The 25,351-nt window shown below is 69.1% G+C and carries 20 protein-coding genes and 1 pseudogene; 11 read left to right on the top strand and 10 right to left on the bottom strand.

Annotated features, from left to right (window positions below; translation table 11 throughout):
* Positions 1 to 31 precede the first annotated feature (31 nt).
* On the bottom strand, positions 32 to 1,546 hold the full coding sequence (locus tag K377_RS38930; RefSeq protein ID WP_111668387.1) for an FMN-binding glutamate synthase family protein: 1,515 nt from the start codon (positions 1,544 to 1,546) through the stop codon (positions 32 to 34).
* A 748-nt stretch (positions 1,547 to 2,294) separates the two neighbouring features.
* On the opposite strand from K377_RS38930, the gene K377_RS38935 reads away from it, so the two are divergent.
* Positions 2,295 to 2,735, top strand: a complete 441-nt coding sequence (locus K377_RS38935; protein WP_111668388.1) for a hypothetical protein — start codon at positions 2,295 to 2,297, stop codon at positions 2,733 to 2,735.
* Between the two features lie 315 nt (positions 2,736 to 3,050).
* Complete coding sequence (locus K377_RS38940) at positions 3,051 to 3,374, top strand: N-acetyltransferase (protein ID WP_111668389.1); 324 nt, start codon at positions 3,051 to 3,053, stop codon at positions 3,372 to 3,374.
* A 68-nt stretch (positions 3,375 to 3,442) separates the two neighbouring features.
* On the opposite strand, the gene K377_RS38945 is transcribed toward K377_RS38940, so the two are convergent.
* Positions 3,443 to 4,690 carry a DUF1501 domain-containing protein gene (locus K377_RS38945; protein WP_111668390.1) on the bottom strand — a complete coding sequence of 416 codons (1,248 nt, stop codon included), beginning with the start codon at positions 4,688 to 4,690 and terminating at the stop codon, positions 3,443 to 3,445.
* A gap of 14 nt (positions 4,691 to 4,704) precedes the next feature.
* The gene (locus K377_RS38950; RefSeq protein WP_258395303.1) at positions 4,705 to 6,138 is read right to left on the bottom strand and encodes a DUF1800 family protein; all 1,434 of its coding nucleotides are present in this window, start codon (positions 6,136 to 6,138) and stop codon (positions 4,705 to 4,707) included.
* 382 nt (positions 6,139 to 6,520) lie between these two features.
* Between K377_RS38950 and K377_RS38960 the strand changes: the two genes are divergently transcribed.
* From K377_RS38960 to K377_RS38975, 4 genes are all read left to right on the top strand, one after another.
* Entirely contained in the window at positions 6,521 to 7,234 is a 714-nt protein-coding gene (locus K377_RS38960) for a TetR/AcrR family transcriptional regulator (RefSeq protein ID WP_237551441.1), read from the top strand.
* A gap of 141 nt (positions 7,235 to 7,375) precedes the next feature.
* The gene (locus tag K377_RS38965) at positions 7,376 to 8,026 is read left to right on the top strand and encodes a TetR/AcrR family transcriptional regulator (protein ID WP_202454849.1); all 651 of its coding nucleotides are present in this window, start codon (positions 7,376 to 7,378) and stop codon (positions 8,024 to 8,026) included.
* 173 nt (positions 8,027 to 8,199) lie between these two features.
* Positions 8,200 to 8,940 (top strand): DUF3159 domain-containing protein, encoded by a 741-nt coding sequence (locus tag K377_RS38970; protein ID WP_111668394.1) that lies wholly within the window; start codon positions 8,200 to 8,202, stop codon positions 8,938 to 8,940.
* Between the two features lie 90 nt (positions 8,941 to 9,030).
* Complete coding sequence (locus K377_RS38975) at positions 9,031 to 10,911, top strand: S9 family peptidase (RefSeq protein WP_111668395.1); 1,881 nt, start codon at positions 9,031 to 9,033, stop codon at positions 10,909 to 10,911.
* 32 nt (positions 10,912 to 10,943) lie between these two features.
* Here the strand turns inward: K377_RS38975 and K377_RS38980 are convergent, their stop codons facing one another.
* The gene (locus K377_RS38980) at positions 10,944 to 11,342 is read right to left on the bottom strand and encodes an NAD(+)--rifampin ADP-ribosyltransferase (RefSeq protein ID WP_111668396.1); all 399 of its coding nucleotides are present in this window, start codon (positions 11,340 to 11,342) and stop codon (positions 10,944 to 10,946) included.
* Between the two features lie 103 nt (positions 11,343 to 11,445).
* Between K377_RS38980 and K377_RS38985 the strand changes: the two genes are divergently transcribed.
* A complete protein-coding gene (locus K377_RS38985) occupies positions 11,446 to 12,315 on the top strand; it encodes an alpha/beta fold hydrolase (protein ID WP_111668397.1) in 870 nt (289 codons plus the stop codon).
* 875 nt (positions 12,316 to 13,190) lie between these two features.
* Here the strand turns inward: K377_RS38985 and K377_RS38995 are convergent.
* Both K377_RS38995 and K377_RS39000 read right to left on the bottom strand, forming a co-directional pair.
* Positions 13,191 to 14,189 (bottom strand): AraC family transcriptional regulator, encoded by a 999-nt coding sequence (locus tag K377_RS38995; RefSeq protein WP_111668399.1) that lies wholly within the window; start codon positions 14,187 to 14,189, stop codon positions 13,191 to 13,193.
* Positions 14,190 to 14,678: 489 nt separating this feature from the next.
* Positions 14,679 to 15,413 carry a phosphotransferase gene (locus K377_RS39000; RefSeq protein WP_111668400.1) on the bottom strand — a complete coding sequence of 245 codons (735 nt, stop codon included), beginning with the start codon at positions 15,411 to 15,413 and terminating at the stop codon, positions 14,679 to 14,681.
* Between the two features lie 165 nt (positions 15,414 to 15,578).
* On the opposite strand from K377_RS39000, the gene K377_RS39005 reads away from it, so the two are divergent.
* Positions 15,579 to 15,785 carry a hypothetical protein gene (locus K377_RS39005; protein ID WP_111668401.1) on the top strand — a complete coding sequence of 69 codons (207 nt, stop codon included), beginning with the start codon at positions 15,579 to 15,581 and terminating at the stop codon, positions 15,783 to 15,785.
* Positions 15,786 to 15,915: 130 nt separating this feature from the next.
* On the opposite strand, the gene K377_RS39010 is transcribed toward K377_RS39005, so the two are convergent.
* Positions 15,916 to 16,797, bottom strand: a complete 882-nt coding sequence (locus tag K377_RS39010) for an NmrA/HSCARG family protein (RefSeq protein WP_111668402.1) — start codon at positions 16,795 to 16,797, stop codon at positions 15,916 to 15,918.
* A 532-nt stretch (positions 16,798 to 17,329) separates the two neighbouring features.
* Between K377_RS39010 and K377_RS39015 the strand changes: the two genes are divergently transcribed.
* Positions 17,330 to 18,202 carry a metallophosphoesterase gene (locus K377_RS39015; protein ID WP_111668403.1) on the top strand — a complete coding sequence of 291 codons (873 nt, stop codon included), beginning with the start codon at positions 17,330 to 17,332 and terminating at the stop codon, positions 18,200 to 18,202.
* On the opposite strand, the gene K377_RS41910 is transcribed toward K377_RS39015, so the two are convergent.
* Complete coding sequence (locus K377_RS41910; protein WP_161195015.1) at positions 18,119 to 18,682, bottom strand: hypothetical protein; 564 nt, start codon at positions 18,680 to 18,682, stop codon at positions 18,119 to 18,121. The two genes, K377_RS39015 and K377_RS41910, sit on opposite strands and share 84 nt — an antisense overlap.
* A gap of 130 nt (positions 18,683 to 18,812) precedes the next feature.
* On the opposite strand from K377_RS41910, the pseudogene K377_RS42780 reads away from it, so the two are divergent.
* Positions 18,813 to 19,049: pseudogene (locus K377_RS42780) on the top strand (SAM-dependent methyltransferase); the annotation flags it as partial.
* Between the two features lie 85 nt (positions 19,050 to 19,134).
* Here the strand turns inward: K377_RS42780 and K377_RS39030 are convergent.
* The gene (locus K377_RS39030) at positions 19,135 to 21,654 is read right to left on the bottom strand and encodes an NACHT domain-containing NTPase (protein WP_111668405.1); all 2,520 of its coding nucleotides are present in this window, start codon (positions 21,652 to 21,654) and stop codon (positions 19,135 to 19,137) included.
* A gap of 508 nt (positions 21,655 to 22,162) precedes the next feature.
* Between K377_RS39030 and K377_RS39035 the strand changes: the two genes are divergently transcribed.
* Positions 22,163 to 23,941, top strand: a complete 1,779-nt coding sequence (locus K377_RS39035; protein ID WP_181512757.1) for a cytochrome c biogenesis protein CcdA — start codon at positions 22,163 to 22,165, stop codon at positions 23,939 to 23,941.
* A 112-nt stretch (positions 23,942 to 24,053) separates the two neighbouring features.
* Here K377_RS39035 and K377_RS39040 read toward each other — a convergent pair whose 3' ends face one another.
* Positions 24,054 to 25,160: a hypothetical protein gene (locus K377_RS39040; RefSeq protein WP_258395304.1), complete on the bottom strand. Its 1,107-nt coding sequence runs from the start codon at positions 25,158 to 25,160 to the stop codon at positions 24,054 to 24,056.
* Between the last annotated feature and the right edge of the window lie 191 nt (positions 25,161 to 25,351).

Consider the following 25,351-nt stretch of genomic DNA (forward strand, 5'->3'; position numbering starts at 1 on the left):
CCGCAGGCCCGACGAGGGGGCAAGGACGTGCTCAGGCGGTGAGCAGCTCGGTGATCTCGTCGGCGAGCTTGGGGCCGAGCGAGCCCCAGCCGTCCCTGTAGCCATAGACGCTCGCCAGGGTGCGGGCGTCGTAGTCGCCGTTGAGGATGTCGATGTCGGTGGGGGTAATGAGCGAGGGATGGGCGACGCCGACGGCGCCCGAGACCCTCAGCAACTCCCTTCGCAGGGTGCGCAGGTAGCCCGCTGCACGGATGGCCTTCGAGGGCGCATCGATACCGCGCGTCAGCCACGGGTTCTGGGTGGCGATGCCGGTGGGGCATGCGTCGGTGTGACACTTCTGCGCCTGGATGCAGCCGATGGACAGCATCGCCTCACGGCCCACGTTGACCATGTCGACACCGAGGGCGAACGCGACGACGGCGTTCTCGGGCAGGCCGAGCTTGCCGGAGCCGATGAAGGTGATGTCGTCGGTCAGCCCGCGCTCGGCGAACACGCCGTAGACGCGGGAGAAACCCATGCGGAACGGCAGGGACACCGAGTCGGCGAAGATCAGGGGCGCAGCCCCGGTGCCGCCCTCGCCTCCGTCGACGGTTACGAAGTCGACCCCTCGGTCACCTCGCTCCATCAGGGTGGCGAGTTCCTCCCAGAAGTCCATTTCCCCGATGGCGCTCTTGATCCCGACGGGCAATCCGGTCTCCGTGGCGAGCAGTTCCACGAAGTCGAGCATCGAGTCCACGTCGTGGAACGCGGTGTGCCGCGACGGCGACGCGCAGTCCTCGCCCGCGGGGATGTCGCGGATCCCGGCGATCTCGTCGGTCACCTTCGCACCCGGCAGCATGCCGCCGAGCCCCGGCTTCGCACCCTGCGAGAGCTTGATCTCGATCGCCCTCACGGGCCCGCTCGCGACCACGGACTTGAGCTTGTCGAGGTTGAACGTCCCGTCCTCGTTGCGGCAGCCGAAGTACGACGTACCGATCTGGAGGACGAGATCCCCACCATTGAGGTGGTAGGGCGACAGGCCGCCCTCGCCGGTGTTGTGCATCGTCCCGGCCAGCGCCGCGCCCTTGTTGAGCGCCGTGACGGCCGCGCCGGACAGCGAGCCGAAGCTCATCGCCGAGATGTTGACGACACTCGCCGGACGGAACGCCTTCGCGCGGCCTCGTGGTCCGCCGAGCACCTTTGCCGAGGGCAACGGCGCTTGCGCGTCGCGCAGATCGGGCAGCCGACCGGCGAACGTGCGTTGCTTCACGTACGCGTGACCCTGCTCATGCTCGACGTCGTCGTCGGTGCCGAACCCGAAGTAGTTGTTCTCCTCCTTCGCCGACGCGTAGATCCAGCTGCGCTGGTCACGACTGAAGGGCCGTTCCTCGTCGTTGGACGTCACGACGTACTGCCGCAGCTCGGGGCCGATCTTCTCCAGCAAGTACCTGGCGTGCCCCAGCACGGGGAAGTTCCTCAGCAGCGCGTGCTTCTTCTGCACGAGGTCGCGGGCAGCCACCAGCGCCAACGCCGTGGCGGCTGACGCACCTATGTTCCGAGCACGCATGAAAGACGTTCCTCTCCTCGACTGGCCGAACCTCACCACGACCGGCTACCCCACGCCAGCGAAATGCCACGGGAGGGCGGCGAAGGCTCTCCTCTTGCGCGCGGTCGTGGATGTGGGCGCAGGTCGCAGGGGCTGAGGCCAAAGACCCTCTTGAAGGCTGAACGCCGCAGCGATGAGCCCCCGACACAGTCGACGCCCCCTCCTCCGACGTCAGCAAGGTGCACCCGGATCGTGTGAGGCCCGCTTGGTAAAGACCTCAAGGACTGGCACCGCGCTTTCCTGGTAGGCGCCGAGACGAGGAGCCGCCTCATTCCGCAGACGCTGTCGGCAGGCGAGGAGCGACTGACATCGCACGTGCGTGCGGCCACGTAGGACAGTTCACCCCATCGTGTAGCCACCATCTGCACGTGACGGGGCACTCGTAGTTCACCTGAGGATGTGGCGCGGCGATGAGGATCGGCCGCTCATCGTCAGATGGTCGGGCGGCGTCAGTGGAGAAGGGCATGGGGAAAGCAAGGGGAACTGACGCCGCCCGACCACCCACGGACGGCGCGCGCTGCCCCGGCTTCGCCCCGTGCGCGAGACAGTGCGCGCCTCGCGGGTGCGGCGCGAGCGCCGGGTCCAACCACGGCGGCTCTGGGCGGTCTCCAGCCGAAGACCGGCGGTTCAGCTTAGTTTGGGACAGTCGGCTCCTCGCGGCGCCGTGGTGCAGATCGCATCCCTTAACGGTCAGGAGCGTTGGACTGATATGAGCACCACAGACGAGACGGCGACGGCCCCCGGCCCGCTTCCGCACCCTGTCCACGGCCCGCACTACACCGACGCCCTGGACCAGCTGCGCACCGAACCAGCCATGGAGAAACGCTCCCGCACACGACAGGCCATCGACCGCCGCCACCGCCAAGAAGCCCGAGCAGCGCGCCTGCGCGCCTGCGTCCACCTCGGGCGGCTCCTGGCCACCCACACCACTCAGGAACTCGACGACGCCATCGGATCGTGCGCTCGCCCTCGCCTGCGCGCCGCCTACGACACGATGCGCACCGCGACGGACAGCGAACTCGTTCTGCCGCAGGCCGTGCAGCTCCTGCGCGAGGCCCGGCCCGAATGGTGGGGCATCAGCCCACACCTCAACTCGCAGCCGATCTGCGACGATTCCACGCCTGAGAACCCACCTGCGAATCACGGTTGAGCGCGAGACGCTTCACGGAGGATGAGCGCTGGAGCGTGAGCCGGCTGGGCAGTGCTGCTGCTCGCGGTCCTGCCGCTGCGACCTCGCTCCCTGCGCACCTCTTGCACTCACGTCACCACCCCGCTCGCTCGCCAAGGGACGACGATGCTCCTGATTCGGGCAGGTTCGCGCGGGTAACCCCATTAGATGCTTGAAAAACTTGCTGCTCTGCCGAGCTCGCTCGTGGGCTTTCCGTCCAGGAGCGCTGTATCCAGGCACGCTCGTAGGCAACGGCGACGGGGCAAGCTGCACAGGCGCGTATGGGCCTACCGCGACGTGGATATCCTCCACGCGCCCGCCCCGGCCGAAGAGGCTGAGGCTCTGCTGCTGGTCTACGAGCGGCGCATCGTCGGCCATGTCACGTACGAGTTGTGCGAGACCTGCGCCAGCGGCGTGATCACCGAAGTAGATGTCGCCACCCCCTTGCTCGACAGCGGCCTGGGCACGCGTGCCGTGACGCATCTGCGCGCTTGCTATCCGGACGTCGCCTGGCACAGTCGCCTTCACCGGCGGACCACGCGTGACCTGGCCCATCGGATGGGCCTCCCGCACACCGAAGCAGGGCTGACCTGCACGCACCAGCTTGTTCGAGAGGGCTGAGCACTCCTGGCGATCAACACCTGCGCGTAATTGATTCGCCGTGGGGCGGGTTGTGTTGCCTCGCGGGTTCACAGGAAGTCGAGGGTGGTGTCGTGGCCGTCGAGGACCCTGGCCGGGTCGCTGTTGAGCACGCCGCCCAGCAAGGTCGCGTAGACGTCTCGAAAGTCCGTCGTTGTGCGCAGGTCGTCGTCGGTGAGGTCGGTCAGGCTGGGCTGTTCGCCGTAGAAGCCGCCTTTGACGGGCTCTCCGAGGACGAAGAGCGGTCCCGCTGTCCCGTGGTCGGTGCCCTGATTGGCGTTTGCCCTGGGCCTGCGGCCGAACTCCGAGTAGACGGTGACCACGACGCGCCGGCCCGCCTTCGTCTTGCTCACCCGTTCACTGAACGCGGAGAGGGCGCTGTCGAGTTCGCCCAGCAGTCGTGTCTGGGTGGCCTTCTCGTTGGCGTGGGTGTCGAAACCGCCGAGGCTGACGCTGTATGCGCGCGTGGAGACCCCCGCTTCGATCGCCCGCGCCACGACGTCGAGCTGTGCCCCGAGGCCGCCTTGGCCGCCGGCGGAGGAGCCGTCGTTGCCCTCGTCCTCGTCGCGCGGCTCACCCGGATCCTGCCGCTGCTGCTCGGCGTCTCCGCCGAATGCCGAGGCGACCTTGGTGAGGTCGGCCAGCGAGGATCCCGCCCTGAGCACCAGCGGGTGAGCGTCCCTGTCGACGTCCGCCAGTTGTGTGCAGGTTCGCTGCCAGGCATCGGGCAGCGCGGTGCGCCCCAGACGCACCGCTGCGCCGGCCGTGGTCTCACCGGCCATCAGCGGTGGCAGCGTGGCTCCGACGGAGACACCCTTGAGCGGGTCACCGCCTGCCTCGTGGTCCAGCCAGCGGCCCAGCCAGCCGGACGGAACCGGCCCCTTGGGTGATGCCGTCTGCCAGATGGCCATTGATCGGAAATGGCTGTGATCGGGCTTGGGGTAAGACACTCCGCGCACCACAGCGAGACGTTTGTCGTGCCAGAGCCGTTTCAGCCCTTTCATCGAGGGGTTGAGGCCGAGTCCGTCTCCGAGGGAGAGGACTTCGTCCTCGCTGTAGGCGAGGTCACCACGAAGGTCCTGATAGTGCCCATCGGCGGCCGGAATCACGGTGTTCAGCCCGTCGTTGCCTCCGTAGAGCGTGACCAGTACCAAGATGGAGGCATCCGCGCCGGCGGCGTCGGAGGTACCCGTGGCCAGCAGGTCGTCGATCCCCCAGGCCGTCGCTCCCGCAGCAAGAGCGACTCCACCGGCCACGCCGCTCGTCAGGAGGAATTTCCGTCGGGTCAAGGTGTCCACGTGGGCTCTCTCCTTCAGCTCAGGACGAGGTGTTCCGGCGCGGTCAGTGCGACCGCGGTGATCCGGCGGGGATCGCTCGCGACGGCGTTGAGCGCGTCGCGGCTGGCGCGGCCCCACTCGGCGACGCCGAATGTACGGGCCAGCAGCTCGGGCCGGTCCTTCGCGGAAGCCTTCTCGACGGCGCTGAGGTCGGCGTGCTGCACGAGGGCCTGGGCGAAGGTGATGCGTACCTGCGCGGAGGCGGTGGTCAGCCACGCCGCACCGGCCGGCCAGCCTCCCACGCTCTGCGGCGCGAAAGGCACTTGTCCGAGGCCTGCCAACGTGCGCGTCAGGAGTTGTCTGCGCGCCTTCGCAGGCAGCTTGGCCGGGCGGACGCCGAGGGCGCGCAAGCTGCCCACTACGTACTCCACGGGCTGCTTCACGAGCACGTTGTCGGCGTCGGCGAAGGCGTCGTCCGTGAACAGAGACCGAAACATCGCCGTCGTGTCACGCTGCTTCCCGTATGACGCGGTGACGCGTTCCAGCGCGGTTCGTGACGGCGCGTTCTCATTACTGACCAGAGCTTTCCACATGCGCCCGGCGACATGGGCATGCGAGTCGGGCAGGCTCACCAGATGGTCGATGAGCGTCCGAGCGGTGAAGTCGGCGCTCTCGCCCACCACGGTCTGCCGTCCCTGGTCGTGACGCCGCGCTTTGAATGCCGCCGTCCACGGGTGCCGCCGCCGGTTCACCGTCCAGCCGGTCAGCGCGGCGGCGGCCTGCCGCACGTCGCTCTCGGTGTAGTTGCCCACACCCAGGACGAAGAGCTCCATCAGCTCGCGGCCCAGGTTCTCGTTCGGAGCCTCGGCTGTGCTCCCGTCGGCGTCGAGCCAGACCATGAGCGCCGGATCGACGACCATGGCCCGGGCCAGGATGCGGAAATCCCCGGCTCCCAGACGCCGGAGGACCTCGTTCTGCCGGAGCATCGCGTCCGCGGACTTCACCTTCTGGATGGATGTGGCCCAGTGGTTGTGCCACAGCAGCGTGCGCTTCTCCGTCCAGGGCCGCTCCGCCGCGACCATCCGGTCAAGCCACCAGTGCGTCAGCTCCTCGCGCTGCTGCTTGAGTACGGCGCGATAGTGCTTCTTCACGGGGTCGTCGGCCGATTTCCCGTCCTGGCCGATGTCGGTGCCCGTGGAGGCATCGGGCTCGGGCTCCGTTTCAGTCTGTGTGCTCGCCTGCGACTGCCGCTTGCCGACCCCCTGGGTTTCGCTGCCCTGCTGCCGTTTCTGGGCTTCGCTGTTGCGCGGAGGCAGCGGCCCGATATCAGGCGCGGGAGTCGCGTCCGCGCCGCCGTCCGTCCCGTGTGCCAGTACGCGGTCGAGTGTCGCCTCGAAACCGGCTTTCTCGGCGGCGTCAACGGTGTCCGGTCGTGCGTCGAACCCGGTCCGCTGCAGCAGCCGTGTCACTCGAGCCCGCGTACTGAGAGTGTCTCCCATGTCGCCAGGCTTGCAGTGCTTGATTCCTTCCGGGTCCGAGGTCCGTGTGAAAACGGTGGGAAAGGACGCCGCTCAGACACTGAGGCACCGTGCTGCGCCCGTTTGGTGTTCGTAGTCGCAGGTTTCGACAAACGGAGCGCCTGGCGTGCATCGGCCACGTGGGGCCCGTCCTGGCCGAGGTGACCGGCCCGGACGAGGCCGCCACGGTCATCGAGCACGAGGGCGACGGGGAAGTGGAAGCCGAGGCGGAAGCGGTCGATGCCCAGGGCGAGCGGCCCCCTCGCGGCTCCACACGCGTGCGTCACTTAATGACAGCATGGTACCGAACGGAAATGCGTAGGCAGGAGCGGTAATGGTCGAGTCGGCGTCCCCGAAGGCGAAGGGAACGAATGCCGCCGGTGCGGCGCGGGCCGAGGAGGGGCGTGGCGCCGGGATGAGCGAACAACGGCGCCACCGGGTCCGCCTCGAGATCTCCCGTGAGGCCGCGCGGCTCTTCTGGGAGCAGGGGGTCGACGCGACCAGCGGCGACCAGATCGCCGAGGCGGTGGGGCTGTCCACGCGTACCATCTGGCGCCATTTCCGCAGCAAGGAGAGCTGCGCGGAGCCCATCGTGGCGCAGGGCCTGGAGTGGGAGATGGCCACCCTGCGCGACTGGCCGCTGCATCTCTCCCTCGAGGAGCAGTTCACCGAGCGAATGGCCGTGTACTCCCGGAAGGCCAGCGCCTTCACGCGGGCGGACAGCGACCTCGCGATGAAGATGATCCTGCTCGCCGACAAGGAACCCGCGCTGCGCACGGCTTGGCTGATGGCGTGCGACCAGGTGGAGCGCGAGATGGGCCGGATCGTCGCGGACCGGCTCGGACTCACGCCGGACGACCTCGATGTCCGGCTGCACGCTGCGGCCGCCACGTCCGCGCTGCGGGTCGTCAGCGAGGACATTGGCGCGGCGCTGCTCGGGGGAGCCGATCCCCGGGGGTTCGCCGACGCCGCCGAGCGCGTCGCCCGCGCCATGCGTCGGGCCACCGGGGGCGCCGTGGGCGACCCGGTCACCGCCCGACCCGTCTGACCGTCCTTTTCGCCGGATCCGGGAAGCTGACGTTGTCGCGATCGTCACTTAGTGACAGTATGTCGTTTAGTGACGATGGGATGCGGGCACTCACCGAGGAGGTGACACGCCATGGCGACACCGAGACGGACGAGGGGCAGCATGAGCGAGTACCGCCGCCTGATGCTGCGGATGAACGTCTCCCGGGCGGCCTGCCGGCTCTTCTGGGAGCGCGGCGTGGAGGCCACGAGCGGGAAGCGGATCGCGAACGACGTCGGCATCTCCGTACGCACCGTCTGGCGCCACTTCCGCACGAAGGAGAGCTGCGCGGAGCCGGTCGTAACCTACGGCGTCGAATGGTTCATGTCGGTCGTGCGCAACTGGCCTGCCGAGGCCGCGCTCGCCGACCACCTCGCGGCCGAGATCGAGCACTACGCACGGCGGTCGCGTCCCGAGGAGCGGGCGGACGAGATGCTCGCCCTGCGCATGATCTCCCTCGCCGAGACCGAACCCGCGCTGCGCACCGTGTGGTTGACCGCCTGCGACCGGATCGAGGGCGAGCTGCGCACGATCATCGCTGCCCGGCTGGAGCGCCCGGCCGCGGACCTGGAGATCCGTCTGCACGCCGCCGCTGCCGCCGGTGTGGTCCGGATCCTGGAGGAGCACGTGGGCGGCGCCGTCCTCGCGGGCACCGCGCAGCGGGAGTTCGGGGACCCGCGCGCACTGGCGGACCGCTTTGCCGGCGCGATCCGCCGGGCCACCGGCGGAGCCGTCGGCGATCCGGTCCGCGGCGGAGCGGATCCGACCATGTGAGGCGCCGCCCCGCTGTCTGGCACTTGATGCCAATCAGCCGACCCGGTGCATGTGGCGCCGGTTCGGGGACAGGCCCAGAAGCACCGGCACACGGTCACCCCCTTGCCGACCAGGTCCGTCACACGCCCAGTGGACAGAGCGAAGCCGTCGACGAATGAACGGAGTCAACGACCATGGCTACTGACACCACGACCGAAACGTCCGAGAAGAAGGCCAAGCCCACCGCCCTCGAACAGATGGGCGGCGCCACAGGACTCGTCTACACCACCCTGCCCGTCGTCGCGTTCGTGGTCGCCAACGCCTCCGCTGGCCTGACCGCCGCGATCATCGTCGCGTTCGCCGTCGCCGTGGGCATCACTGTGCTCCGGCTGATCCGTAAGGAACCGCTCCAGCCCGCGATCTCCGGCCTGTTCGGCGTCGCGGTCGCCTCCTTCGTCGCCTGGAAGACCGGCTCCGCGAAGGGCTATTTCCTGCTCGGCATCTGGTCGAACCTCGTGCTCGGCGGAATTTTCCTCCTGTCCGTAGTGGTACGCCGACCGCTGGCGGGGCTCGTCTGGGGCGCATTGAACAGCGCCGGTTCCCGCTGGCTGCGTGACAAGCCCTCGGTGCGCTACTACGACATCGCCACCCTCGCGCTGACCGCCGTCTTCGCCGCCCGCTTCGTCGTGCAGCAGTGGCTGTACGACGCGGACTCCACCGGCTGGCTGGCCGTGGCCAAGATCGCGATGGGGTACCCGCTGCTCGCCCTGGCCCTTCTTGTCGTCGTCTGGGCGGCCCGTCGCTCGGGCAAGCGCCTCGCCGCGCTGGAGCAGGCCGAGACACCGGCTGCCCCGTCTCCGGCCGCGCACGACGAGCGCACCCTGCGGTTCCGGACCCGCGGCGCCCGGACGCACCGCCCCGCGCCCCGCGCCTGACCGCGCCCCCCTGCTTCCTGGCACCTGTCGGCTCTGCGAAACGCGCGTCTCCCCACCCTTCTGAAGAACACCGGTCCCGAAGGACACACCATGCCGCTGCCGCCCCTCATCGCAGTCGAGGAGTTCTTCCGGCCGCCCGAGCGCACCCGGGCGACGATCTCCCCGGACGGCACCAGGATCGCCTACCTCGCCCCGTGGAAAGACCACCTCAACGTCTGGACCGAGAACCTCGACGGGCCGCCGGACGCCCGTCCCGTGACCGCCGACGCCCACCGCGGCGTGCACACGTACCACTGGACCGACGACCCCCGGTGGCTGCTCTACGAGCAGGACGGCGAGGGCGACGAGAACTGGCACCTCTACCGCGTCGACCTGGACGACCCCGAAGCCCCGGCGGTCGACCTGACGCCCTTCCCGCCCGGGGTCCGTGCCGCCGGCTACGAGCCAGCGGGCCCCGGCCGGGCGATCCTCCGGCTCAACAGCCGCGACCCCGCCGAGTTCGACCTGTACGAACTCGACATCGCGACAGCTCAGTTGACCCCCCTCGCCCGAAACGACGGCCGGATCGACGACTGGATCCGCAGCGGCACCGGCGAGCTCTACGCGCTCGTCCGCACCGAGAGCGGCACGCGGCTGCTCACCGGATGGGACACGGAGCACGGCCCCACCAGGACGATCAAGGAGTTCGACACCAGCGAACTGCCCTACGGCATCTACCCGGTTCAAGTGACCCCGGACGGCACCGGCGTGTGGATCGGCTCGCACCTGGGCGGTGACCTCACCGGCGTCGCTCGCCTCGATCTGACCAGCGGAACACAGACGCAGGCCGACCGTCACCCCCGACTCGACCTCGACACCCGCGCGCAGGTGTTTCCCACGCTGCCCCCGCCGCTCGTCCTCGACCGGCGCACCGGCGAGCTGATCGGCGCCCGCTACCTCGGCGACCGGCAGAACATCAACGCCGTCGACCCGCACTTCGCCGACGTCCTGAAACGCCTGAACGCCCTGAGCGACGGCGATCTGAGCACGCTGTCGAGCGACGAGAGCGGACAGCTCTGGGTCGCCGCCTTCACCCACGACCGCGACCCGGGACGTACCTACCTCTACGACCACCGCACGGGCCTGAGCCGCCTCCTCTTCAGGCCCTACCCCCACCTCGCGCCCGACGCACTCGCCCCGATGCGCCCCGTCACCCTCACCTCCCGGGACGGGCTCACCCTTCCCTCGTACCTCACACTTCCGGTCGGCGTGGAACCGGTGCGCCTGCCCATGGTGTTGCTTGTGCACGGCGGGCCCTGGGCCCGCGACAGCTGGGGCTACCACCCGGTGGTCCAACTACTGGCCAACCGCGGCTACGCCGTGCTCCAGGTCAACTTCCGTGGCTCGACCGGCTACGGCAAGGCCTTCACACAGGCCGCGGTCGGTGAGTTCGCCGGCAGGATGCACGACGATCTGGTCGACGCAGTCGACTGGGCCGTACGCGAGGGATACGCGGACCCGGCGCGCGTCGGTGTCCTCGGCGCCTCCTATGGCGGATACGCCGCACTGGTCGGTGTCACTTTCACACCGGACCTGTTCGCGGCCGCCGTCGACCTCGTCGGTGTCTCCGACCTGCCCGGCTTCCTGCGCAGTCTGCCCGATTTCACCCGGCCGTCGCTGGCCCACAACTGGTTCCGCTTCGTCGGCGACCCCGACGACCCCGAGCAGGAGGCGGACATGCGGGCCCGTTCCCCGCTCACCCGTGCGAACCGGATCCGCACCCCGCTGATGGTGGCCCAGGGCGCCAACGACCCGCGTGTCGTGCGGGACCAGTCGGACCGCCTCGTCGAAGCGGCGCGCTCGCACGGAGCCGACGTCGACTACCGGGTCATGGACGACGAGGGACACAGTTTCGTGACCCCGAGGAACAACTGCGACCTGTACCGCGACATCGACCGCTTCTTCGCCGAGCACCTCGGCGGACGCCGATGAGGACGGCCGGTCCCCGTCGCGGGGGCGGGCCCTCAGATGATGACCTCGGCGCGGCCGTCCGCGCGCACCGTCGTCGGCCGATCGCGCCACATCCGGAGGTCTACGGGTGTCTGCCGCGTCCAGCCGGTCACCTCGCCGACGGTCCGGAGCACTTCCCGGCTGCGATAGGAGCGGGTCGGATTTCTGGGGGACTTTTTTCCGGTGACGTGCGGGTCGTTCTCGAATGCACCGACCGGTTCGACGGCGTAGACGCGCGAAGTCCCGTCTCCGGCGGCGAGCCCCGCGCAGTCGCGCATGGCGGTGGAGGAGATGTGATTCACCACGACGTCGGGCCGGTAATTGGAACGGAAACCGGTGATGAGATGGTCTCCGACCAGCAATGCGGCTTTCCTGCCGCGGAAGAACGACCCCTCGACCAGCATCTCGTTCATCGGCGCAGTGGTCACGTCAGGACCTGGCGCCGTCCTGGAGCCGAAAGGCGGCGGGCCACCGCCGCGCCGATGAGTGTTCGGTGCGCGGCCGGTCTGTACCGGTATGGAGACTAGAACGCTTGAGACCGCCGATGCCGACCTGGTGCACGACATCCGCGGGCCGCTGCCGTCCGCGGACGGACGGCGGCCGTTGTTCATGATCGGGCAGCCGATGGACGCTTCCGGCTTCGGGGCGCTCGCGGCGCGATTTCCCGAGCGGACGGTCGTCACTTACGACCCGCGGGGGCTCGGCCGCAGCACACGCAAGGACGGGCGGTCCGACCACACGCCGCAGGTCCAGGCCGACGACGTGCACGCCGTCATCGAGGCGCTGGGGGCGGGGCCGGTGGAGATGTTCGCCAGCAGTGGCGGTGCGGTCACCGCTCTGGCGGTCGTGGCGGCGTACCCCGAGGACGTGACCATCCTTGTTGCGCACGAGCCACCGCTCATCACGCTCACCCCGGACGGCCCGGCGGCCGTGCGGGCGCGGGCCGCTGTGCGGGAGGCGTACGAGAAGCGCGGCTGGGGGGCCGGGATGGCCGCCTTCGTGGCCATGACCTCGTGGCAGGGAGAGTTCACCGACACGTACTTCGCACAGCCGGAGGCGGATCCCGCCGCGTTCGGGATGCCCGCAGACGACGACGGGTCGCGGGACGACCCGCTGCTGTCCGACCGGTCATGGGCGGTCAGTGACTACCGGCCGGATGCCGAGGCGCTGGCCGCGGCCCCCACCCGTGTGGTGATCGCGATGGGCGAGGAGTCCGTGGATGTCCAGACCGGACGCACGTCCGTCGCGACCGCCGAGCTGCTCGGGCAGCGGGTGACCGTGTTCCCCAGCCACCACGGTGGTTTCCTCGACGGGGAGTTCGGATATCCCGGGAAGCCGGACGAGTTCGCGCTCCGGCTGCGGGAGGTCCTTGACGGGCGTGGATGATCCGCGGGCTCTCGACTGTGGCCGAGAGCCCCGTGGGGCGTTCCCGACCCGGCACGCCCCACGGACCGGCCCGGACGTCTGCGAGAACGTCGCCGTCCCGGCGAGTTGGACGCGGGTGAACTCGGCGTCCGTGGTGAAGCGGGCGCGGGTGACGTCCGCGTTGCCAAACCCGAAATAGCCGGTCGTGGGCTGGACGACAGCTGCTCGCAGCTCACGCAGCAGCGCGCCGGTAGAGACGATGGCCCGGTGTCCAACGTTCGCGCCCGAGTGCAACTGCGAAGTACCTCTGGCGGTCCTCGGCCGCCAGGTGGGCCGGGCAGGCACCCCCCGGTACGGGCCTACTCGGCGGCCCGGGCAGCGTGTGGCCTGAGGTGCGGGACGATGGGTGCCCATCGCAGAACCAGCCTCAGGCGTATCAGTTGCTCGGAACCCCCGACGGAGGTGGCGGGCGACGACGTCCAGGACGGGCGCGCCCCAACGACTGGTGGCAGTCCTGGTCCAGCAGCCGTACGTCGGCCCCGTACCGGCGGAGACGCTTTGAGACCACTGCGCAGTTGGTCGGCATCGCGGCGTCGGCCCCGCGCCGGCACGGATGCTCCGCCTGCTCGGGCCTGCGGGAGGCAATGCACTGGGGTCGACTTCTTGCGGTCGGTGTTCCCACTGGATGTCGGCGTGCAGGACATACAGGATCCCGCACGGCACCCTGGTGGCCGGGGTCGACCGCCGTCCGGGATGCACGAACCGCTGCTCCCTTTTCGGCAACAGCGGCTTGATCCGCTCCGAGAGGTCGTCCGGCACGATCCATGGCGAAGTTCCCACGATCCGGATGGTGCCCAACTAGCCCTGCCAAGCGCGGCCAGCAGGAGCGATGTCGTTCATTGTGGTGGCCGACTCGGGCTGTGCTGCTCTGAGGGCAGGACCCCATAGCGGTCCCGGTAGTAGAGGGCGAAGCGGGAGAGGTGGGTGAAGCCCCAGCGCGCTGCGACGGAGGCGACGGTCGTGCCCGGTGCCCGCTCGGCCCGGAGGTCGCGGTGGGCGCCCGCTAGGCGCACGTTGCGGAGATAGACGGTCATGGGGATGCCGTGGTGATCGCGGAAGGCGGTTTGGAGCGTGCGCAGCGGGATGCCGGAGATCCGTGCGAGTTCCCTCGCGGTGAAGGGGTGTGCGGGGTCGGCGTGGATGGCCTCGGTGACGGTGCGTACGGGGGCCGGGCCGGTGCGGCCCGGGGTGGCCAGCTTCTCGGCGTACTGGTGGGGTGTGGTGTGCAGCATGGTGGTGAGCAGGGTTGCGCCGAGCCGGTAGGCCGCCGAGGGCCGGTCCAGTAGGCCGGTGGGCCGGACGATTTCCGAAGTGAGCAGGTCCAGGAGGGCCTTGAAGGTGCGGGCCTGTCCGGAGACGGCGGCGAACGAGGTGGGGAAGGCAAGCTCGGTGATGCCGTGGCCGAGCTCCTCCTCCAGCTCCGCTGTCACGGCGGCCCTTGCGAAGGACGCCGTGAAGTACTCATTGCCAGGACCCGAAGTGATCGTCTGGGGGTGTGCGGACACGGCGCTGGCCAGTCGGCCGTCCCCGGCGGTGCTGTGGGTGTCCGTCCCTCTTCGGGTGGAGGTCATGGTTCCGGTCATTGCGGCGAAGAACGGGTAGATCCGCGGGAGTGGCGCGGGGCCGTGCAGGGCTGTTGCCGCGCCGAAGGCGAGAGTGTTGAAGGCGACGGGACCCAGGCGAACGCAACGCATGGTCATGCTGAAGTTGCCGATGTCCGACAGCTCCGGGTCCGGGACGACGGGGAAGCCGTAGAAGTCGGTGAGCTGGGTGCGTGCGGCGTCCACGTCCCGGCTGTGGAGCGTGGTGGTGGAGCCGGACGCCATGTCCGCCATGCGCACCCTCTTTCAATCGTCCCCGGGAACGCGTCCGCCACTGCGCCGTTCAACGGCGCCATATGGCTAAGAGTGGCGCAGAAACGATGAGATGACCAAGAGGCTTCCGGATTTCACTCACGCGGAGACGGAACCGCTGCCTCTGGTGACGGCGGAGGGGATCGGCTGCCTGAGCTGTGACGCCGACTGAAGCGACTCCGGCCGCCGTCCTTCGACTTTGTCGTTTCTCCCATGACCGGCACGGTCGGAGGATGCCTGGCGTGAGGTGGACCTTTGGGGGGGGGCACAACCTCAGGCATGGTGGCCACCGCTCTCCGAGCGGCGGTACGCAGACGAGGACCGGCGAAGTGCTGTGATCGATACAGGAGAGCCGTATCCGGCGGTGTCCACCGACCTCGTGGTGGAGGTGGCGGCTGGTACAACCCGGCCTGCGGTGGTGTTCCCTGTCAGGTTCTTGGGTTCCCTTAGCGGAGGCCCGCGTGTATCGCCTCAGCTCAGAGTATGTTCCAGGGCGGCCCGGTGCTGGACAGTCCACCGATACGCAGCTCGGACCTCGCCCACCACTCCGGCCTCGCGCAGGCGGACCATGGCGGCCTCTCCTTGATCCGCCGCGTCTGTGATTCCACGCCAGCACCGGTCCTGCCACCACAGCACCGACGCCACCAACTCGTCGCGGTCGGCGAGCCCGTAGGCGTCGGCGATCAGCCGCATCCTCCTGCCGACGTCGGCAGGGGCGGCATCGGGACCGGGGCGCAGGTACTGCCAGCAGACGTGGGCGACATCGTGGATCCGATCACCGGGGGCGGCCAGATCCCAGTCGATGAACCCCACCGGCCGGATGCCGACTGGTGTCGGCCGGTAGACGGTGTTCCTGGGCGCCAGATCGTTGTGGCACACCACCTCCGCTGTACCGGCCAGCACTGTCCCCGCGGTCAGGTCGTGGAACTGCCGCACCAGTCGGGCTACCTCGGCCAAGCTCTCGTCCGCGTACACATCTGGCGGCTGCTCCGCTTGCCAGGCGACGTGGCCTGGCAGATAGCCGAGCACCTCCCGACCTTGGCCGTCCAGACCGAGGTGACGAGGCGACCCACTCCAGCCGCGCGCCTCGAACAGATGCAGCAACGCCGCGACGAAGTCGGCCCGACCTGACGGAGGTCGCCGCACCGTGTCACCGACGCGGACGACCCGGTTGATGAACCCTCCCGACAGCGGGACCTCAGTCATCCGCCCAGACTGCCAGAGCGCGGCAAGTTTCGGCTGGCACGGAGCACACTTTCGGATGCGGCACGCGGACCACCAGCCATACCACCAGCCATACCACCAGCCCTGTTTTCACCCGCAATCGCTCCTGGTGCTTGGACTCACGCAAGCATCAGGGAGACCGTCACGATGCCCCGTGTCCGCAGCCGGATCAGAGGGTTCGGCCCCACCAGCATCGTCGCGGTCCGGGGCCTGCGCCATCGCGGTGACGGATCCGAGCAGCCCTGTCTCGGCGGTGTGCTGACGGTCGGGCAGCAATGCTTCCACCTGATGGGCAGTGCGGACGAAGCGGACGACCTCCTCCCCGGGCGCGAGGTCCGCATCGGCGCGGGGTAGGGGACCCTGCGGTCACCCCGCCGCCCGGCGGGGGAGCGAGGGGGGACGGCCCATCACCTCCGGCGCCTCGTCCACATGCCCTGCGGGACTGTGGCTCTGGGGACGCAGCCATCAGCAGTTCGGCGTGGTGTCACACGGCTGGGACCGGCTCGGCCGGGACCGTCCACCGCTTGCTCACCCACGCGTCCAGGGTCGTCAGCCCGGGGTGGCGCTCGCGCAGCTTGGGCAGGTCGGCGCGGAAGCCGACCGTGTTGAACCAGTCGAACATGGCTCCCATCTCCGCACTGTGCGCCCGTACTTGTTCGACCGGCTGGGCGTCGAAACGCACCGGCCGACCAGCGGCGCGAGCGAAGATCTCGGCCATCTGAGGGCCGGTCACCTCGTCCCCGGCAATCTCGATGGTGCGCCCCAGATAGTCGGCAGGCGCGTCGAAAGCGGCCGCGGCGATGACCCCGATGTCTCCGGGAGTGATCATCTGCAGCCGGGTCTGCGGCGCCAGCGCCAGTGTGAGCACGAGCTCACCGTTGGCCCACTGCGGTCCGAGCCCTTCGAAGTTGGTGATGAAGAACGAGGGCCGCAGGACTGTGGCGGGGAGCCCGAGCGCCTCGATGTGCCGCTCAACCTCGCCCTTGCTCGCGAAGTGCCGTACCTCACCGGGCCGGTCGGCGCCGTCCACGGAGCTGTAGATGAAGTGCTCGACGCCTGCCCGCGCCGCCGCGTCCGCGACCGCCTTGCCCTGCCGTGCCTCGCCGGCGAAGCCGTCGGGTCCTGCGAAGGTCTGGACGCTGAAGACGCCGTGCGCTCCCGCCAGCGCCGCATCCAGCGAGGCCGCGTCGTCGAGATCTCCGCGCACCAGCACCGCCCCGGCCTCCTGCAGTGCCAGCGCCTCGGCCTTCTCGGGATCACGTACCAGCGCATGCACCGTCCAGCCGCGGGACAACAGGGCGCGGGCGGTGGCACCGCCCTGCCTTCCGGTCGCACCGGTGACTACTACGACACGGTTGTCAGTCATCACAGACTCCTTCAGAAGCGCAGGCCCCGGGCGACCGCGAAGCGATCACCCTGATGACCGAAGCCTGCTTGCTCAACCGCACTTGAGGTCCAGCGGGTGTGACCCACTTCACCCACAGGGTGTTCAGCGTGGTCCAGACGGTCGGCATTTCCTGCGCGAGGACGGAGGCGAGGAGGCGTCGTCCTCCAGCGGCCCTGCACCACAAACCCGCAGCTCGCGGCGTGACGGAGCGTCCCCCACCGCTCGGAGGCGATGAGGGCCGCGTGTGCGCCTGTCCAGGGGCTGGGGGCTGAGGCCGCCGCTGGGGCGACTGAGCCGTCCGAGCCCGGGCGCCTGCGGATCGCCGCTTTCCCCACACAGGCAACCCGACGCGAGAGAAATGACTACTCCGCCAACGCGGTGGGAGTAGATCCTCTGAAGTGACGATCCCGATCAAGCTTTGAGGCCGGCATTGCCCTGGTTTGCTGGGCGGCGGCAGTAGCTGGGGAGAAAGGCCCTGGCTCGGCGGGACGGCGGAAGCTACTTTCAGACGATGCGGATCTTGCATCTCTCTGACACGCATCTTGACCGAGTGGGCGGCCCGGACGAGGACGGGGCCAACGGCGCTGCGGCACTACGCCTTCTTCTGGACGAGCTCCAGTACCTGGACGACCTCGACGCGCTCGTGGTGACCGGTGATGTTGCGGATGACGGTTCACGCGAGGCGTATACGCGGGCACACGAGTTTCTGTCTGGCTACGCCGTCCGGCGAGGAGCCGAGGTCTTCTACACGACCGGAAACCACGACGACCGTAGCGCATTCAGTGACGTACTCGGCAGTGGCCACCGGCACCCCGAATCCGTTCATGAGGGGGCGGCAGGTGAACGGGCCGCGGTCAGCTTCGTCGGCGGCTGGCGGATGATCACGCTGGACACGCTCGTCCCGGGTAAGGGCTATGGCCGCCTGGGCCGTGGCCAGCTCGATTGGCTGCGTGAACTGCTCCTCAGCCAGGCGCCGTTGGGGTCCGTTCTTGCGTTCCACCATCCGCCGGTCGCTCTGGACGTCGAGGTCCAGCAGGCGTTGGGTCTGCAGGATGCTTCGGAGCTGGCTGAGACGATTCGCGGCAGTGACGTCCAGCTCGTGTTGTGCGGGCACTTCCACTTGCAGATTCTGGCGCGTCTGGAGCAAGCGACGGTCTCGGTCACCCCGGGCGTCGTCAGCCGTATCGATCTGACAGCCCGGCCGGGTACCGAGCGCGCGGTCCACGGTCCTTCGGCTTCTCTGGTTCATCTGGGGGCGCCTTACGGTCCGATGATCCATACGCTGCACGCCCGGGATCCACTAATGGGCAAGACGGTGTACGAGGCCGACGAGGCGGAGATGCGCGAGGTCATCGAAAGGCTCGGCCCTTCGCAAGGGGATTGATCCTTCGGGCTGAAGCGGGAAGGCGCTGATCGGGGTGTGGTGACGCTTCCGTACTTCTACCGTGGCGAGATGGTGGTGGTCGCGATGGTGTCGTTGCTGGATGAACTTCAGGGGCGCGAGGCGGCGGCCCGCCGTCGCGTGGCGAAACTCCACGGAGAAGCCGCCGAGTTGGCCGTCCGGTGGGAGAAGGCGGCGACGCGTGGCGACGCACGCCGGCTCCTGGAGGGCCTGGCGCACCAGCCTCTGGCCCCAGTCCTCTCGTATGGGCAACGGCAGCAAGATGTCCCGCAGCAGCATGGCCACCTCGATCGACGCGTCCGATACCGGGGTGAGTCGGTACGCGACCGGCGAGTGACTGTGGGCGTCCAGCGCCAGGGTGAGGTCCACGGTGATCGGCTCGGCGAATACGTCGTCGAGGACCTTCACCGGCAGCGGCGTGGTGTCCACGGCGACCCCCTGGCCGGGTCGGTTGATGTCCACCTGCCCCCCACCCTGTGGTGACGTCCACCGCCGAGCGGTCATAGCGCTGGCGGGCCCCGCCTGGGCCGAACCACTCCCGCCACACCCGGACCAACGTCATGTAGTGAGGCACTTTTGTCTCCGCCTCCGGATGCCGCTCGCGCAGTTACTGGTGGATCAGCCGTTCCCAGCTCTTCATGCTCATCCGGGAACGGTGCAGCGACCGGGCGCGCAGAACACCGGGCGGGACTGGAGCAGTGCGGCCCAGGCCGTCTACCGCAAGGCGACGGCCCCCTTGAACCTGCGGACCCGCGCCGAGGTCGAGTGCTTCTTCACCGGCTTCGAGCCGGTCGACCAGGGCCTCGCCCGGGCCCCGTTCTGGCGCCCGGGCCCGCCGCCGCCCGCCGGGTCCGAGGAGATCGGCTTCTGTGGAGGCGTGGGCCGCCTGCCCGTCACAGGGCGGCGGCCGCCCGTCACCCGGTCCCCTCCACGTTGGGGAAGTACGCCCGCCACTCCGCCTCGTCGGCGGCACCGTCGTAACCGAGCCGGAGCCGGCCGACCGACTGGGCCGGCAGCACCTGGGCCAGCTCCCTCGGGACCAGCGGACCGGTGATCCGCAGCCACGAGGGACCGCCGATCCGCGCGAGGGCGCGCGCCTCCCCGAGGTCCGACAGCGGGACGTAGAGGCCGGTCCGGTCCAGGTGGGCGATGATCTCCTGGGCGTACCGCTCGGTGTCGTAGTGCCGCCAGGCGCCCGCGAGCTGCTCCCGGATGTCGAGGCGCCCGCGGTCGCGCAGACCGGTCAGGAAGTCGATGGCCATGTCGTCGGCGACCGAGGTCGCGGTGATCGCGAGGAGCAGGGCGTCGTCGTCGCCCACGGTGGCGGGCTGCGGCAGCATCTCCAGGACGATGGGCCCGATCCAGCCCAGGGAGCGGGCGCTTGCCGGGGACTTGGGGTGCACGATGTGCTGCGTGACGTTCTGCACCCGGGCGCGGACCACGGGGTCGATCTCGGTGACGTGCTCCAGGCAGGCGGCCGCGAGGAGCTTGAGATGCCGGGCCTTCTTCGCGGCGGAGACGTCTTCCTGGTGGCCGACCATCCGCAGCAGCAGGTCGGCGCACTCGTCCGGGCGGGCCAGCGCCATGGCCATCCGGACGACATCCTCCCAGTTGACGAGGTGGGCGTGGTCGAGGAGCAGCCCGAAGTCGTGCCGCTGCACGATCGCGTCGGCTGCGAGGTAGTCCTGGAAGGTGCGGTGGACGAAGTCGACGGTGCCGTGCGTGGGCTCGCGCAGCAGGCCGGTGCGGTCGAGCAGATGACGGTAGATCCGCTCGGCGTCGCCCTGCCGGGCGGCCTCCGGTACGGCGGGCAGGTATTGGGCGAGGATGTCGATCGCGACCTCGCGGTCCATCTCGGACCGGTTGTTGATCAGCATCCAGTGGGCCAGCTTCTGCAGCAGCTGGATCTTGGGCTGGCGGGTCAGGGCGATGCCGTCGGTGGGCACGATCATGTCCCGTTCCCGGTCGCGGCGTTCGAGCAGCATCGTCAGGGCGGCGTCGTACAACTCTTTGCGGCCGCTGGGCAGATAGCCGCGCCGGTCGCGGTGCAGGGCGCACAGCAGCCCGCACATCAGCGGATTGGTGGCGAGCCTGCCGAGTTCGCGGGTGATGCGGACGGCGCCGAGCAGGCTCTGCTCGTAGCGGTCGAGACGGGCGGTGTCGGCGGACGGCTGGCGGCGGGCGGCCTCGTGCCAGCGCCGCACGAACTGGGTGATCTCGTCGCGGCTCATCGGGGACAGCAGCAGTTCGCCGAAGCCCTCGCCGGCCAGCCAGTCGTCGCGGACGGCGGACGGCCGGGTGGTGACCAGCCATACGTTGCCGGGGTAGAGCTCCGTCCACGCGCGCAGTCTGCGCCGCAGCTGCTCCCGCTCGGTCTCGGGCGCCTCGTCGATCCCGTCCACGAGGAGCAGGGCCCGGCCGCCGGACAGCACCCGGTCCACCCAGCCCGGCGGCTGGGCGTCGGCGCCCGGGTAGCCGACGGCGGACAGGAAGTCGCCGGGGGAGGGGAAGCCGTCCCGGGCGAAACGCCGCATGGGCAGCACGAACGGCACGCGGGAGGCCAGCGCGGACAGCCGCTCGGGGAATTCGCCCTTGGCGGCACACACGGCCAGCCATTGCACGAACGTGGTCTTGCCCGCCCCGGCGACGCCGCGGACCAGGACCCGGGACCGGCCGGCGAGGGCCAGCTCGGCCGGGACGGGAGCGTCGTCGCCCACCCCGCCCACCTCGCACTTCAGCCCGAGATACGCGGCGTCCAGCGGCCACGAGTCCGGGGACTGCGGCAGATCGATCCCGAAGATCGTCAGGTGGTTGTGGAGCAGCGCGACATCGCGCAGGTACCGCGCTTCGAACGCGGCGTCAGCGTCCCCGGGGGCGGGAATCCGGTCGGCCAACAGACTATATTTCCGTGTCAGTTCGGCCAGTACCTGACCTTGGGCGACAAGCGCGCTCGCCGCGAACGTGGAGCGTTGCGTGAAGAACTCCAGGATGTGGACCGCGGCGACGTCCACGAGGAGGGCGTGGAGGAGGGCCGCGTCCGCGGACAGCTCCCGGTCCGCGTCGGGCGCCCGCGCCTTCAGCTCCTGGGCAAACCCCTGGGCCCGCAGCCCGACGGCCTGTACGTCGCTCATCTCGATGTCACCCAGGACGCCGAGGGTCCGGGCGAGGGCGTCGGTGACGGCCAGGTCCTCATCCGGGGGAATCGGTCGCTCACCGTCGCCATCGACGGCCCGGTGCACCAACTCGGAAGCTAATCGGTGCAGTTCATGCTCCTTCAGAGCCAGTGGCTCGCCCTGCCACCGGACGAGGCGCCGCACGGGCACGGCGGACCGCTCGACGAGTCCGGCCCCTGGCCCGTCCCGTACGAAGAGCCGCTTGATGAGTGCGGTGACGGCGCTCTGGGCGAGCTTGCTGACGATGAGGGTGGGGTCCATCTGCCTGTCCCCTTCCGCAACTGCGGTGTCGAGAAATCGTGTTGGGAGTCACCTTCCCCAAATTTCGGACGAGTGGAAGCGAACGTCCATTTCTCGCATCGAGGTTTGAGGATCAGGGCGCCCGAGGAGCGTCACGACGACAACGCAGGCTCGCGGTGATCTGCTCGCGGCCGGGTGTCACCGGGACCGCACGGTGCCGCCCTCCAGCCCCCGGCACGAGAGCGGACACGGATATCGCTCGATGGCTCCAGCCCTGATCAGGTCAGGGCGAGCACCAGTTCGCAGAAGCCGCTGATTCCGCCGCGACAGTCCACGAAGAGCAGTTCCGGGATCCAGTGACGGGCCTGACCGAGAGAGTGCAGGTCTGGCATGTGCGAGCCTGTAGTCCCTTTTCTCCATGCAGATGCGATGAAAAGAGTGGGGCTCACCAATCCGCTCTCGTCGGGGCTCCGGATCACACACAAGCAGCCGGACCCGCCGGATGCCGCGGACACAGGGACGGCCTCCCGTGATTATTCTGATTTTGATCGGGCTCCTCGGAGGACTGATCACAGCCGTTTCGCCATGCATCCTGCCGGTCCTGCCCGTGGTGTTTCTCGCCGGAGGGCCCGCCCCGGAAGGGCCGCCGCAGCCAGCCGCAGCCCCCACCTCCACGGCCGCAGGTTCCTCCGAAGCCGGCACCGCTGTTTTGCTCGACGATCCGCCCGCGGCCAAGCAGCCCAGGAACCGGCGCCCCTACGCGGTCGTCGCCGGCCTCGTGATCAGCTTCAGCTTCTTCACCCTGCTCGGCGTCACCATCGTGACCGCCCTCGGCCTACCCGACGACATCCTGCGCTACATCGGTCTCGGCCTGCTCGTCCTCATCGGTCTCGGCCTGATCTTCCCGCCCGTCGAGCGGATCCTGGAAAAGCCCTTCGCACGCATCCCGCAGCGCCAGGTCAACAAGGAGGGCGGTGCCTTCGCCCTCGGGCTCGGCCTCGGCCTGCTGTACGTGCCCTGCGCCGGCCCCGTGCTCGCTGCGATCACCGTCGCCGGCGCACAAGGCCGCCTCAGCCTCGACATCGTCGCTCTGACTGTGTCCTTCGCCATCGGCACAGCCCTGCCCCTGCTGGCGTTCGCGCTTGCCGGACGCCGCGTCTCGGAGCGCATCGGAGCCTTTCGCAGGCGAGCCAGGAAACTGCGTATCGTCGCGGGCGGCCTCATGATCGTCCTCGCGCTCGGCCTCGCCCTCAACGTCACCGACGCCATCCAACGCGCCCTGCCCGACTACACCTCCGCCGCCCAGAAGAAGATCGAGGACAGCAGGGCCGCACGCCAGCAGTTGTCCGGCCTTTACGACGACTCGAACAAGGAACTCTCGCGCTGCGAGGACGGAGCCGATCAGCTGCGCTCCTGCGGACAGGCACCGCCCATCCAGGGCATCTCCAAGTGGCTCAACACCCCCGGCGGCGCCCCGGTCGACCTGAAGCAGCAACACGGCAAGGTCGTCTTGATCGACTTCTGGACCTACTCGTGCATCAACTGCCAGCGCAGCCTGCCGCACATCAAGGAGTGGAACCGCGCCTACAAGGGCGCCGGTCTGGAGATCATCGGCGTGCACTCCCCGGAATTCGGCTTCGAGAAAGACACGGGCAATGTCCAGAGCCAAGCCAAAAAGCTCGGTGTGACCTACCCCGTCGCCCTGGACAACAAGCTGACCACCTGGAACAACTACCGCAACCGGTTCTGGCCCGCCAAGTACCTCATCGACTCACACGGCACCGTGCGCTACTTCAAGTTCGGCGAAGGCCAATACGCACAGACCGAAGACCTCATCCGCGAGCTCCTGCGCGACGCGAACCCTGCCGTGAAGCTGCCGGCCAGGACCGCCCAGTCGGACGCGCAACTGACCGCCGACCGCACACCCGAGACCTACCTCAACAACCACAACATCACCGGATACGTGGGCGACCCCCTACTCGACGACAAGCCGAAGAACTACCGCCTCGCCTCCGACATCCCTGTCAACCGGCTCTCCCTCGGAGGGAACTGGACCGCCGGATATGACTCCTTCACTGCAGGCCAAAACGCCCGTCTGGCCATGACCTACAAGGCCAAGAACGTCAACCTTGTCCTCTCCGGCCAGGGAAAGGTCACCGTCGTGCGCAACGGCAAGACGGTCAAGCAACTCGATGTCCACGGAACGCCCACCATGCACCGCCTCATCGACGACAAAGAAGCCCACGAGGATCGCCTGGAGGTCCGTCTCGCTCCCGGCATCCAGGCGTACGTCCTCACCTTCGGGTGAGTAGTCGTCTGTAGCAGCGCAGGGCGGCTGCGAGGCCGAACAGACCAGGTAGTCGGACGGGTGGCGTTCGTACCGTGGGCTGAGGCGGCGGTAGCCGGAGCCCACCGACAAGTCAGCCGCGCTTCCCCTGCCGCCGCCACGTGCGCCCGTCGTCGTCCGAGGCGTACAGCCCCTCGCCCTTCACCAGGTCGTAGGTCGGCTTCGTCGCGTCCGCGATGCCGTACAGCGTCTTGCCCTGGACCGTGACCGAGGTGAAGGGAACCGGGGTCTTGAGCTCGTGGAAGACCCGGTTCGAGCGGTCGTCGCCGACCCAGAGGCGGCCCCCCTTCTCGCCGACGAGCAGCCGCCCGTCCGGCAGTGCCCGCAGTTCCAGAAGCGCCACATCGGGCTTGAGGTCCTGCCAGGGGACGCCGCCTCCGGTGAGACTGCGCCAGTGCGCGCCGTCGTCCGCGGTCACCGCCAGACCTCGGGTCGTGCCGTTGGGGCCGCCGTGGAGCAAGAACAACGCCGCCGTGCCGCCCGCAGCGGTAACGGCGCCGCCATAGGTGTACGGCTTCGGCATCGGTGTGGAGGTGAGGGTGCGGCCGTCGCGTTGCTGGACGACGCGGTTGGGCTTCTGCGACTGGTCCACGAACCAGACCGAGCCGCGCTCGTCCAGTGCGAAGTCTACGTAATCCGGTGCGCCGGCCGGGGCCGCCATGATGCGGTTGGCGGGGCGGTAGAAGCGAGCCGGCATCCCTTCGTGGAGGACGATGTCTCCGGGGCGGGTGCCCCGCGCGCGGTCCGACGTGGTGACCTTGTGCCGCTTGCCGCGCACGTCGAGCGCGTACACGCTCTCCTTGCCCCGGCCGCTGCGGGTCCAGCGCACGAAGCCGTCGCGCACGCCGTTGTACTGGTCCGGCAGCCGCTCCAGGCTCGCGTGCCACGCCTGCTGCGCGACCGTGCGGCCGGCCGGCGAAACGATCCGCCAGGCGGCGGCCGCCGGGCCCTCGTCGTTCCCGAAGTAGCGCACGTTGTACGACAGCAGCAGGGAGCCGTCGCCCGCCCGCGCCACGCCGACCGGCGCACCGGCCGCCTTGATGACGGCGTCAGGATTCGGGTGCGGGTCGTTGAGGACACGCTTGTACGCCGTCTCGCGGTCGACGCTGCCGCCCCCGGGATCGCTCTGCGCGCACGCAGTCAACGCCAGGGAGGTGACCGCCGAGGCGACTGTGAGCACGTGCCTTCTCAGCCTCACCATCACGCCATCCTCGCAGCTCAGCGTCGTGGAAGAAGACCTTCCGAACTCTTGATCATTTCGATCCGGTAACCGGCCGCCACGACTAGGTCGTGTCCGATGGGTCGGATGACACTGCCGCTAGGAACTCGTTCCGTGGGGCATGCGCGGGGCGATCTTTCGGATGAAGAGTG

Origin of the sequence: Streptomyces sp. PsTaAH-137 (genome assembly GCF_003259365.1) — a bacterium.
Lineage (GTDB): Bacteria > Actinomycetota > Actinomycetes > Streptomycetales > Streptomycetaceae > Streptomyces.

Bases quoted from the DNA above. Each gene is read 5' to 3' on its own strand.
- K377_RS38930 (WP_111668387.1), bottom strand. From the start codon at position 1,546: ATGCGTGCTCGGAACATAGGTGCGTCAGCCGCCACGGCGTTGGCGCTG.
- K377_RS38935 (WP_111668388.1), top strand. From the start codon at position 2,295: ATGAGCACCACAGACGAGACGGCGACGGCCCCCGGCCCGCTTCCGCAC.
- K377_RS38960 (WP_237551441.1), top strand. From the start codon at position 6,521: ATGGTCGAGTCGGCGTCCCCGAAGGCGAAGGGAACGAATGCCGCCGGT.
- K377_RS38965 (WP_202454849.1), top strand. From the start codon at position 7,376: ATGAGCGAGTACCGCCGCCTGATGCTGCGGATGAACGTCTCCCGGGCG.
- K377_RS38970 (WP_111668394.1), top strand. From the start codon at position 8,200: ATGGCTACTGACACCACGACCGAAACGTCCGAGAAGAAGGCCAAGCCC.
- K377_RS38975 (WP_111668395.1), top strand. From the start codon at position 9,031: ATGCCGCTGCCGCCCCTCATCGCAGTCGAGGAGTTCTTCCGGCCGCCC.
- K377_RS38980 (WP_111668396.1), bottom strand. From the start codon at position 11,342: ATGAACGAGATGCTGGTCGAGGGGTCGTTCTTCCGCGGCAGGAAAGCC.
- K377_RS38985 (WP_111668397.1), top strand. From the start codon at position 11,446: ATGGAGACTAGAACGCTTGAGACCGCCGATGCCGACCTGGTGCACGAC.
- K377_RS38995 (WP_111668399.1), bottom strand. From the start codon at position 14,189: ATGGCGGACATGGCGTCCGGCTCCACCACCACGCTCCACAGCCGGGAC.
- K377_RS39000 (WP_111668400.1), bottom strand. From the start codon at position 15,413: ATGACTGAGGTCCCGCTGTCGGGAGGGTTCATCAACCGGGTCGTCCGC.
- K377_RS39005 (WP_111668401.1), top strand. From the start codon at position 15,579: ATGCCCCGTGTCCGCAGCCGGATCAGAGGGTTCGGCCCCACCAGCATC.
- K377_RS39010 (WP_111668402.1), bottom strand. From the start codon at position 16,797: ATGACTGACAACCGTGTCGTAGTAGTCACCGGTGCGACCGGAAGGCAG.
- K377_RS39015 (WP_111668403.1), top strand. From the start codon at position 17,330: ATGCGGATCTTGCATCTCTCTGACACGCATCTTGACCGAGTGGGCGGC.
- K377_RS39030 (WP_111668405.1), bottom strand. From the start codon at position 21,654: ATGGACCCCACCCTCATCGTCAGCAAGCTCGCCCAGAGCGCCGTCACC.